The 11878-nt window shown below is 33.3% G+C and carries 7 protein-coding genes; all 7 read left to right on the top strand.

All coding sequences use genetic code 11. The features are described from left to right. Positions 1-38: 38 nt before the first annotated feature. Positions 39-239, top strand: a complete 201-nt coding sequence (locus C8P67_RS00115; RefSeq protein WP_115809132.1) for a hypothetical protein — start codon at positions 39-41, stop codon at positions 237-239. An 861-nt stretch (positions 240-1100) separates the two neighbouring features. Beyond that, on the top strand, positions 1101-1652 hold the full coding sequence (locus C8P67_RS00110; RefSeq protein ID WP_115809130.1) for an RNA polymerase sigma factor: 552 nt from the start codon (positions 1101-1103) through the stop codon (positions 1650-1652). A 123-nt stretch (positions 1653-1775) separates the two neighbouring features. Next, positions 1776-2717: a FecR family protein gene (locus C8P67_RS00105; protein WP_115809128.1), complete on the top strand. Its 942-nt coding sequence runs from the start codon at positions 1776-1778 to the stop codon at positions 2715-2717. Between the two features lie 176 nt (positions 2718-2893). After that, positions 2894-6250, top strand: coding sequence for a SusC/RagA family TonB-linked outer membrane protein (locus C8P67_RS00100; RefSeq protein ID WP_211319874.1), 3357 nt, complete (start codon positions 2894-2896; stop codon positions 6248-6250). Between the two features lie 35 nt (positions 6251-6285). Further along, the gene (locus C8P67_RS00095; protein ID WP_115809126.1) at positions 6286-7803 is read left to right on the top strand and encodes a SusD/RagB family nutrient-binding outer membrane lipoprotein; all 1518 of its coding nucleotides are present in this window, start codon (positions 6286-6288) and stop codon (positions 7801-7803) included. 160 nt (positions 7804-7963) lie between these two features. Beyond that, a complete protein-coding gene (locus C8P67_RS00090) occupies positions 7964-8797 on the top strand; it encodes an endonuclease/exonuclease/phosphatase family protein (RefSeq protein WP_115810055.1) in 834 nt (277 codons plus the stop codon). A gap of 841 nt (positions 8798-9638) precedes the next feature. Then, the gene (locus C8P67_RS00085) at positions 9639-11735 is read left to right on the top strand and encodes an alpha-L-fucosidase (protein ID WP_115810053.1); all 2097 of its coding nucleotides are present in this window, start codon (positions 9639-9641) and stop codon (positions 11733-11735) included. The last annotated feature ends 143 nt before the right edge of the window (positions 11736-11878 follow it).

The following is an 11878-nucleotide window of genomic DNA, read 5'->3' as shown; positions in this document are numbered from 1 at the left end:
TAATGTCAAAATGTTTGCATGCCAATAATACTTGATATATGAAAAAGATGCTCTATATTTTTATACTGTTTTTTTTATCCACTGCCGCATTTTGTCAGGATCCTCCAGATTTTGGCGACCCTAATGACCCAAATCCCACGGATGCAACTTTGCTTACACATGACCAAGTACCCATAATTGTAATTGTTGCCGTTTTTTTTGGAATATACATGATTGCGGGAAAAAAATACAATCCTTAAACTGTTTACAAGTTAGTATAAATGTGCCAGCCAGGATTCTTATGATTTAATGATGATTTTTGTAAGCAGTAAAAACAAAAAAGCCTTTAAATCCCAAGATTTATAGGCTTTTGATTTCATTTGAAAATGAATTTGTGGAATCGAAGGGTTCTCAATCGAACACTTAATTCCCTTATTAATGTTCATATATCGGGTAGGAAAATGATGTTTAATCTCTTTATTTATAAGGGTTTTGTCTTTTTTACAAAATGGTCATTTAAAAGTAGAAAATATCGCTTCCAGAATATGTCAAGTTGTTCGACAGTCGAACACCTGCTTTTTGTCTGTAATTTTTCAAAATAACAAAGTTATATAGTTTGTTCTAATCATAATTTGACGTGAATCAATAATTATAGTGCAGCAGGTCACACAATACTGAATAATCCATTCCTTAAAAAACTTGAAGAACAAATTAAAGATAATATCTCTAAAGAAAAATTAAATTTTGGTGGTGCTGGAAGAAATGAAAGTTCTGATGGTTATAAGCTCAAAAGCTAAACTTCAATTATAAATAATAAACCAGTTAATTTAAAAAACGTTGATTTAAAAACCAAATCCACAGTAGAACACGATCAATATTATTTTGGGAATATCGGGCAAGATGTAATTGTACAGTTTTCAGAAATGATAATCAATTTCAAATATCTGTATATTGATTTTGTGAAATAAAAATAGAATTTATCCTAATTTTTACTTCATCATAGATGCGACAGAATCTTTCTGTAAGCGGTATTAAAAATTAATCAAAACATCATATTCATAAATGAAAGATTTACAAAGCTACTTATAGCTTTGCAGTAATTATAAATTTATTTTTTGAATATGACACATAATACTTTCATAAATAAAAAACTTGTTTTCAATAAGGTTTATGAACAAAATTGGAAAGCATTGTATGTTTTTGCTTTTAATATTCTGAGAGACAAACAATCGGCTGAGGATATTATCCAAGAGATATTTATTGATTTTTGGCTGCGCATGGGCGAAACTGATATACAAAATTTTACGGCCTATTTATTTCAGGCTGTTAGAAATCAGTGTGCAAAAAAGCTTAAGTCTAAAAAATTGACGGCTTTTGAGCTAGAGATTTTTGAAGAGGCGCTGCAGTTAATTGAAGATGAACAAACCATTGAATTTTCGAAAGAAATTTTAATGGAGGAAGTAAAACAAAAGGCTCATGAAATTTTACCAAAAAAATGTCTTGATATTTTTACGCTTAGGTTTTATGATAACATGACCATTAAAGAAATTGCAGAACAAAAGAGTTTATCGATTAGTACTGTTGAAAATCAGATAAATAAGGCTCTTAAACTGTTGAAAGCTGGAAATAATTACTACATTAAATTATTAGGGATACTTATTGTGTGTTCATAATTGTATTTCTTTTGTTTCTCTTTTGTTAAGAATGTTAACAAATTGTAATCCTTGTTATATTTTATAGGTGCTGGCTCTTTTTGGTGTACTATACTAATAAAGAACTTATTTAATATAGTGCACATGGGTAAACAATACAAGCATCTTTTTAAAAGATACAGCGAAGGCAAATCTTCTGAAAAGGAAACAAGAGCGGTAAATACTTATTTTACCAAAATGCAGGATCATGGTATTAAAGAATCCAAAATTGATACTGATGTTCTGGGACAGCGCATTCTATTGAAAATTGAACAAAGATTAGGACGAGAAAAGAAGACTGATTTTTACAGAATTGCTGCATCTGCCGCAGCAGTTATTCTTTTGGGAACTTTGTGGTTTTCTTTCAATTCTATTTTTAATACAAACCACTACATTACTGTTGCTGCCAAATTTGGTGAACAAAAAAGAATGATGCTGCCCGATTCGTCAGTTGTTTATTTAAATTCAGGAAGCAGCATTGTCTATCCTGAGCACTTTGGAGAAGATTCTAGAGCTATTAGCTTAAAAGGAGAAGCTTACTTTGAGGTAGTGCATAAAGAAAAACACCCTTTTATTATTTCATCAAATCATTTTAAAACTCAAGTTTTAGGAACCCGATTTATCGTAACAAATTACGAAAAAGGAATTCCTTCGGTAACAGTAGTTTCAGGAAAGGTTCAAGTTACAGATCTGCATTCTTCAAATTCAGAAATTATCACTAAAAATCAAAGAGTGATTTATGATGATAAAACAAGTTCTTTAGTTAGGAGCAATACTATAGAATCTTCAGATTATCTGGCATGGAAAAACGGCAGAATCTTTTTTGATCATGCTGACATATATCAAGTTTTACTAACACTTCAAAGAAAGTATAACGTTGTTTTGAAACTAGATTCGCCTCTTTATCAGTGTAATACTATTAGCGGGAATTTCTCTGGTGATAATATAGAAAAGATCCTAAGTGCCATTCGTTTCATTAATGATATGGATTATACCAAAATTAAAAAGGACACTATAAATATAAGACTTAAACCCTGTAAAAACTGATGCCTATGAAAAGATGAAAGACTACTTAACAGCATAAGAATAAAAAACCCGAACATGGCGGCCACCAATTATCGGGTTGTATTAATTGCAAAATAATTAACATAAAACAAATATATTCAAATTATGTATCTTGTAACAAAAAAAATAGCAGCAAAAAGAAGATTTTATTCTTTTTATTGGCTGCTTTATTGACACAGCTGACATTTGCGATAACATTAAAATCGCAAAGTACAGAATCTACCCAAATATTAGTTTCAAAAAATGTTTACGAACTTAAAACATTATTTAAGACTATTGAAAATCAAACAGATTTTTCTCTTCTTTATACAGATGAAGTAGCAAAACTAAAAGCGCAGACTCCTATAAGTTCTGGAACGCATACATTAGCCGAATTGCTTAAAGAGGCGGCTATTAAGTTTAAAGTTGTTTATCAAATAAATGACGGTTTAATTACTTTTAAACCAAATACTGCCGCTAGAGATAAAACAATATCTGTTTTAGCAAAACAGATAAAAATTTCTGGTAAGGTTACAGATAATTCGGGTAAGCCAATACCCGGAGTCTCAATTCTTGTTGAAGGAACATCATCTGGTGTTCAAACCGATTTCGATGGCAGTTATACCATTGAGGCAGAAGAAGGACAAACGCTCGTTTTTTCTTGTATTGGATTTAAAACAACTAAGCAGATTATTGGACAGGAAAAGAAAATTAATGTAATTCTTACCGAAGAGGCAGAAATGCTGAAAGAATTGGTAATAACTGCATTAGGTATTAAGCGAGAAGAAAAAGCCCTTGGTTATGCTATGCAAAAAGTAGAGGGAGGTTCTGTTCAGACAGTTAAAGGGGTAGATGTTGCTACTTCTTTGACAGGAAAGGTTGCAGGTTTAATGGTGAAAAACAGTACTGAATTTGCCGAAGCTCCAACAGTAGAGCTGCGTGGGGAAAATGCGCTGCTTGTTATAGACGGTGTCCCATATGGAAATATGACACTTAGAGATATTCCTGCTGATGATATAGAAACTCTGAACGTGCTTAAGGGAGCAACCGCATCTGCTCTATACGGTTATAGAGGAGCAAGTGGTGCTATCATAGTAACAACAAAAAAAGGCAGGGACAAGAAAGGGTTTATAGTCTCAATTAATAGCAGTACAATGTTCACTGCTGGTTATTTAGCAATTCCTAAAACGCAAACTGTTTTTGGAAGACAGATAGATGCAGTTACCAATATCTATAAAGGAACTGGTTCTTGGGGGGTGCCGATGGAAGGTCAAGATGTTATCCAGTGGGATCCTATTACAAAAACAAATAAGTCTATGCCTTATCTTGCAACAGGAAAGGATAATTTTGAGAATTTCCTAGAGCAAGGTTATATTCTTAACAATAATGTTAGCATTACCCAACAAGGCGAACACGGCAGTCTGCGAGCCTCTGCTGCTTGGGTGTCCAATAAAGGACAATATCCTAATTCTCAGCTTGATAAATATACTTATACCTTGGGTGGTGATATAGATTTGGATAAGTTCAAATTATCATCATCAGTATCCATAAATAAGCATACTTCTCCAAATATTGGATTTAATGGTTATAAAGGTTACGATCCAATGTACAGCATATTAATTTGGTCTTCTCCAGATTATGATTTAAGAGATTACAAAGATTATTGGCTTGTTAAAAATGAAACACAAAATAATAGTTATACAGGTACAAATAATAACCCTTATTTCGACAGATATGAAAGACTGCATAGTATTGATCGTCAGGTTTTCAACGGTTTTGTTTCGGGAACTTATGAGTTAGCGCCAGGGTTTAATGCTGTTTTAAGAACGGGTTTTGATACTTACAATAATAAGCAGGTTGTTCGTATATCTAAAGGATCGCTTCAAGGAGCTGGTAATTCTACAGTTATTTTAAATGGTTCTGAGATTTGGGGAGAATCTTTAAAAGGCTCATACAATGAAGGTATGGGAAGCGGTTATAGTTCAAACACTGATTTCATTTTTACAGGAAATAAAAAAATTAAGGATTTTGATATTGAAGGTCTCTTTGGTGGAACTATTTATTATACCGAAGATCAGGGTATTGAAGCCAGAACTCAGGGAGGACTTACGATACCAGGTTTTTATTCCTTAAAATCATCAGTTACCAGTGCAGTCGTAAATTCGACAATTTATAAGAGGCAAGTTAATAGCTTGTATGGAAGGCTTGCTGGATCATGGAAAAGTATGCTGTTTCTTGAAGGTACTTTAAGAAATGACTGGAGTTCAACTTTACCAGAATCTACTCGTTCATATTTATATCCATCTATATCCAGCAGTTTTTTGGTCTCTGAAATTTTGCCGAAATATGACTGGCTTTCTCTTTGGAAATTTCGTGGTTCTTGGACGTCTTCAAAAACACCGGCAGGTGTTTACGAGTCGAATTCGGTATACAACATAACAACAAATGCGTGGGGCAGTGCTAATTCGGCCTCATATCCAGACACGGTAAGAGGAAATGAAGTTGCACCAGAGTCTTCAAGTACTTGGGAGGTAGGAACAGTGGCAAATTTGTTCAAAAAACGAGCTTCCTTAGATTTTACCATTTACTCGAAAAGAATGTTTGACTTTTTAAAAGCAACAAGTGTAAGCAGTGCATCTGGTTTTAGTTCTAATTATACTAATATTGACGAAGAAATTACCCGAAGAGGCTTAGAACTTACACTAAGTGTCACACCCGTAAAAACTACTGATTGGCAATGGGATTTAACGGCAAACTGGTCTAAATATGCTCGTTATTATACAAAACTCGATAGTCAGTTTTCTGCTGATAAACCTTGGGTAAAAGTAGGTAAGAGAGCAGATGCATTTGTTTTGAATGAGTTCCTTAAAGACGAAAAAGGTAATATGATTTATGAAAACGGACTGCCAGTTTATTCATCATATGAATCAGTACATGGATATGCTGATCCAGACTGGATATGGGGTTTAACATCATCGCTTCGATATAAAGACTTTACATTAAATATTTCTATGGACGGGAGAGTAGGCGGTTTAGCGCAAACAACTACCGAAATGTATATGTGGCAGTCTGGGAATCATCCGGATTCGGTAAATGATATTCGATATAAGGATGTTACTACAGGTACTAGTAATTATTTGGGTGATGGAGTAAAAGTAGTTTCGGGGAATGTTGTTTATAATTCTTATGGTGAGATAACCAGTGATACCCGTCAATATGCCCCAAACGATGTATATGTAACTTATGAAAACTATGTTAAAAGAGTTCATAAAGGGAATGCTTGGGGCGGGACACCTTCTCCTTACGATACTTACAGTACAACCTTCCTAAAATTAAGAGAGCTTTCTTTGACTTATGCAGTTCCGCAGGGAGCATGCCATTTTATTAGAGCTAAGAGTGCTTCTATATCTGCAATAGGGCAAAATTTATTTCTTTGGGCTAAAGATTTTAAATATTCTGACCCTGACGGAGGTTCTGATAATTTTAGCGATCCATCTCAGCGATTTTTAGGCTTTAATGTTAAGCTTGAATTTTAAATTGATTAAAAGCAACATAATTTAAAACTATAGATATGAAAAAAATTATCACCGCCATAGCCGGGATACTTATATTGGCAGGTTGCAGTAATTTTGATGAAATTAATACAAACCCCAATACTCCAACTCAAGTAAGCGCTTCTTTGTTATGCACAAACATTATTCTGAGCATTGCTAAATATCAAGGTGCTGATTCGAAAGAATATATTTCTGAAAATGCCTTGCCAAAATATGTTGGTTATGCAAATGAAGGGCAATTAGGAACCCAATATAATTTCATAACAAATTCAAGTTTCAATAAGATGACAATTTTGCCGGATATTGACAAGATGCTCGAATTTGCAAAAGGAGACCCTGCTGAAAATTCTTATAAAGGAGTAGCTCATTTTATGCGGGCATATACTTTTTACCTGCTTACCATGAAAATGGGCGATATTCCATACAGTCAGGCTAACCAAGGGAGTCAGGGGAACTATAAACCTAAGTATGATCTGCAAAAAGATGTATTTATTGGTATTCTTACTGAATTAGAATTAGCAAATGCTAATTTTTCTGAAGGAGCTTCTTTTCAAGGAGATCCAACTGTTTTTCAAGGAAATCCAACCCAATGGAAAAGAGCCTGTAATGCATTTGAACTTAAGGTTCTGATGAGTTTAAGTGCTAAAGAAAATGATGTTGATTTAAAAATAAAACAAAGGTTTGCGGCTATTGTTAATAGCAATGTTCTATTGGAAAAAGCTTCTGATTATTTTGGTCTTGAGTACAGCAGCGTAAATTCACATCCGCTATATAGTACCAACGATATGTTTACAGGAAGAACTCTTTTGAGTAAAACGATTGTTGAGAATCTTAAAGACCTTAAAGACAAACGTCTGTTTTATTTTGCAGAACCTTCGGCTTCTCAATTGCTTGCCGGATATGCATCTAATGATATGGGAGCATACGTAGGCGTAAAAACATCATTAGATTATGGTCTAATGAATGCAAATTATAGTAAAGGAAACTATTCTAAAATAAATTTGAGGTATCAGACAAAACAAAATAGTGAGCCAAGAAGAATGCTTACTTATGCGGAGCAGGAACTTATTTTGGCAGAAGCACGTATTAAAGGATGGATAAGTATTGGCAGTGCACAGCAGTATTACGAAAATGGAGTTAGAGCGGCTCTAACAAATGTTATGAGTATAGATGCTTCTTTTGCCCACGGGAATCCAATTGTACAAACTGATATAGATAATTATTTTACAGGAAAAGCAGTATTTGCTTTGGATCAAGATAGTCAGCTCAAACAAATTTGGTTACAGCGTTACCTGCTTAATTTTTTGGTTGATGCAGAAACTGCTTATTTCGAATATAGAAGAAACAAGTATCCGGACTTTGAGATTGATCCAGCTACTAATCTAAATGTTAAGAGTCCTAATGATTTACCAGTACGGTATTTATATCCATCTTCGGAGTTGAATTATAATAGTCAAAATTTGACCGAAGCTTTGAACAGGCAGTATGGCGGTTATGATGAAATTAATAAAAAGATGTGGCTTTTAGCCAATTAGTTGTTAGTTAGGTTTTTTTTTTGACGCCACTCTCATTTGTTTGGAGTGGCGTTTTTTAAATTATTAAAAGTTTTTTTGATAAGCAGTCTTTTTTTTGATGTGCCTATCGATATTTATTAAATTTATGAGAATCAAGCGAAGTAATAATAAAACCAATAAAATGAAAAAAATAAAATTACTGATATTATTCATTTGGGCATTCCAGATTAATGGTCAGAACATAAAAATAATGACTTACAATATTCGTTTGGATATAGCAAGTGACGGGGAGAATGATTGGACACACCGCAAGGATTTTTTTGCGTCCCAGATTCAGTTTTATGATCCAGAGATATTTGGGATTCATGAAGCATTACCAAATCAGGTAAATGATATAGCTGCAGTGCTTTCTCAATATGATTTTGTTGGTATAGGAAGAGATGGTGCGGGAAAAGGCGAATCATCGAATATTTTTTATAAAAAAGAGCGTTTTAAAATGCTAGAAAGCAATACTTTTTGGCTTTCGGAAACGCCCAATAAAATTTCTAAGGGCTGGGATGCGGCTTATCCAAGAGTGTGTACCTATGCTTTGTTTAAAGAATTGAAAATGAAGCGGATTTTCTGGGTTTTTAATACTCACTTAGATCATATTGGAGTTCAGGCAAAAGCAAATGGAATAAGGCTTATTCTTTCCAAAATAAATGAGCTGAACGAAAAAAAATATCCAGTTGTTTTTATGGGAGATCTTAACTCTGAGCCAGCATCTGAAGTAATTGCAATTTTAAAAAAGGAGATGAGAGACACCCGTGATGTTTCAGAGGTAAAAGCATTTGGACCTTCTGGCACATTTAATGGTTTTAAGCACAATGAACCAGTGGTCCTTTTACTTGATTATATTTTTATATCGGATGAAAGTAAATTTAAAGTGAAAAAATTTGCTGTTTTAAGTGATTCAAAAGATTTAAAATATCCGTCAGATCACTTACCAGTTTATATTGAGCTGGATTATAAATAGTCTTATAAAAACATGCCGGTATTCTGTGGCAGACCGATTTCACTTGACTAAATTTCTCTGTTACTGAGTTTCTTTTATAATTGGTAATTTATAAATATAAAAGATTGGGTCTTTAAATTATGCAGTCAGTGAAAAAGATATATTTTTGAGTCCTACGTAGTCAAGTCAAAAAGTTTTAGTTGCCAATAGGAGTGGGCGAAGAATGCAATTCTTCGCTATCAGCTTACAAGTTGTACATATCTGAACGATCGGGGATGCATTGCGATAAAAGGCGAAATTTAAGTTTATATCGAACACCTTACTAAAATGCGTTGTTTTATTGGGCATATGATGTTCAATTCCCGCCAGCTCTTATTTTTATTTCTTTAATGATTTTGTTTTTATAAAAAATAAGGTAATAAAAGTAATAATTGTACTGTAAAAACATTGATTTTAGTGAAATAAATAAAAAAGGAAGGTGTTCGACACCTTCCTTTTTGTGGAGTCGAAGGGTTCTCAATCGAACATCTAATTCCCTTATTAATGTTCATCATAGATCGTCTAGGGAAATGATGCTTTATCTCTTTGTCTTTTTTTAATTTTTGTTGAATTGTTTTCTAAAAAAAAATAATGTATCTTTTTTTAGATTCTCTTTAATCAAAATGGTCATTCAAAAATAGAAAATATCGCTTCCAGAATATGTCAAGGTGTTCGACTGTCGAACACCTGATTTCCTATTGAAAAATAAACCAATATGGTGAAAAAAACGTTGTTGGTCGAAATAGTGTGAAGTAGAATGTTGATTTACTTTAAATTTATTATTTTAATTAGTCTTACTGGCAAAACATTAAATTTAGATCTAATGAAGAATATTTTTTTACTGCTTAGTTTTTTTTCAATAATAACACCAATTTGTTCTCAAGAATTGGTAAAGTCTCCTGAATCATTTGGTCCAGTACCAACACAAAAACAAGTTGATTGGCAAGAAATGGAGTTTTATGCTTTTGTGCACTTTTCATTAAATACATTTACAAATAAAGAATGGGGGTATGGAGATGAGTCTCCGCAGCTGTTCAATCCGACTAATCTTGATGTTCGTCAATGGGCTCGGATTGCTAAGGAAGCGGGCATGAAAGGAATTATATTAGTAGCCAAACACCATGATGGTTTTTGTTTATGGCCATCAGCTTATACAGAACGATCTGTGAAAAATTCTCCATGGAAAAAAGGCAAAGGAGATTTGGTTAAAGAATTAGCTGCAGCCTGTAAAGAGTACGATTTAAAATTAGGTCTATATCTTTCTCCATGGGATAGAAATCATGCTGAATATGGTAAACCGGAATATATTACGTATTTCAGAAATCAGCTGAAAGAATTGTTTACAAATTATGGCGATGTTTTCGAAATGTGGTTTGATGGAGCCAATGGTGGTGATGGTTATTATGGCGGTGCAAATGAAACCCGAAAAATAAATACTCTCGAATATTACAATTGGGATGAAACCTATAAATTAATTTATAAAACAGCACCAAAAACTTTGGTATGGGGAGTTGGTCCTTCAGAAGCCAGGTGGATTGGAAATGAAGAAGGCCGTGCCGGAAAAACAAATTGGAGTCTTTTACGTCAGAAAGAGGAGTTGGCAGGAAAAGTACATTATACCGAGTTTATGTCCGGCCATGTGGATGGAGAAAAATGGGTTCCTGGTGAAGCCGACGTATCAATAAGACCCGGATGGTTTTACCACGCAGTTGAAGATGACAAGGTTCGTTCTCTTGATGAAATGGTCGATATTTATTATGAATCTATTGGGCGTAATGCTAATTTATTATTGAATCTTCCGGTTGACAAAAGAGGTTTGGTTCATGAAAATGACAAAGCTAGACTAAAAGAACTGGTTGCAGTAATAAAAGAAGATTTTAAAACCGAATTATTAGCATCAAGCAAAGTAACAGCTGATAATAGCAGGGGTAACAGCAATGAATTTACAGCTAAAAATGTAACTGACGGAAATAAAGAAACTTACTGGGCAACGGACGATAATGTAAAAACAGCTTCAATTGTATTTGATTTTGAAAAACCTACAGCCATCAATCGTATTCTACTTCAGGAATATATAAAATTAGGCCAGCGTGTTAAAGTTTTTACTGTAGAAGCTAAAATTGAAGGACATTGGAAAACTATTGCCAATGAAACTACAATTGGTTATAAAAGAATTTTAAGAATAGATAGAGTAATAGCTTCGGTACTTAAAATAAATATTACCGACTCAAAAGCGAGTATTGTAATTTCGAATATTCAGGCCTATAATGCACCAACTTTTGTAAGGACTCCAGAAATTCAGCGTGATAAAAATGGAAATGTATCTATGAAATCTGAAGAAGGAAATAATATTTATTATACTATTGATGGTTCTGACCCGTCTGTAAAAAGCACATTATATAAAGATGTTTTTAAATACAATAAAGCTGTTCAGATTAAAGCCATTGAAGTCAATAAAAATGAAAAGATCAGCAGTGCAGTAATAACAGCAAAATATGGCATTTCCAAAGAAAAATGGAAAGTTATTACTGCATCAAACGGCGATATGAATTTAGTAAATAGAATTATAGACGGAAATCCAATTACAGACTGGAGTTTCAGAAGCGATAGCAATAACCAATCACAAGAAGTGGTTATTGATATGGGAGCTATTCTAAAAATAACAGGGTTTACTTATGTTCCGCGGCAAGTGGGCAACAATCTTAATTTAATATCCAAATATGAATTCTATACAAGTTTAGATAATATAAAATGGACAATACAATCTCAGGGAGAATTTTCAAATATTAAAAATAATCCCATAGAACAAGTAAAAACATTTGCTGAAACTAAAGCAAGATACCTGCGCTTTGCAGCTAAATCAACTGAAGGAAAAGGTCAGACATTTTCCATTAGCGAAATAAATGTGATCGAAAAGTAAATATAAACGAATCTTAATTTGGTGTCGATTTTTTTAAAGTTTCCACTTTTGTCTTTTGCCGAAGTTAAAAGGTTATTAGTCGAATTTTTAATTCTGCAGATGGACTAATTCTTAATTTTATAATATAATTATAAAGGAATGGT

The organism is Flavobacterium aquicola (genome assembly GCF_003385115.1).
Taxonomy (GTDB): domain Bacteria; phylum Bacteroidota; class Bacteroidia; order Flavobacteriales; family Flavobacteriaceae; genus Flavobacterium; species Flavobacterium aquicola.
Note: the sequence above shows the minus strand (reverse complement) of the source record. Positions and strands in the feature narration are given on the sequence as shown.

Excerpts from the sequence above, each read along its gene's own strand:
- C8P67_RS00115 (WP_115809132.1), top strand. The coding sequence starts at position 39 with ATGAAAAAGATGCTCTATATTTTTATACTGTTTTTTTTATCCACTGCC.
- C8P67_RS00110 (WP_115809130.1), top strand. The coding sequence starts at position 1,101 with ATGACACATAATACTTTCATAAATAAAAAACTTGTTTTCAATAAGGTT.
- C8P67_RS00105 (WP_115809128.1), top strand. The coding sequence starts at position 1,776 with ATGGGTAAACAATACAAGCATCTTTTTAAAAGATACAGCGAAGGCAAA.
- C8P67_RS00095 (WP_115809126.1), top strand. The coding sequence starts at position 6,286 with ATGAAAAAAATTATCACCGCCATAGCCGGGATACTTATATTGGCAGGT.
- C8P67_RS00090 (WP_115810055.1), top strand. The coding sequence starts at position 7,964 with ATGAAAAAAATAAAATTACTGATATTATTCATTTGGGCATTCCAGATT.
- C8P67_RS00085 (WP_115810053.1), top strand. The coding sequence starts at position 9,639 with ATGAAGAATATTTTTTTACTGCTTAGTTTTTTTTCAATAATAACACCA.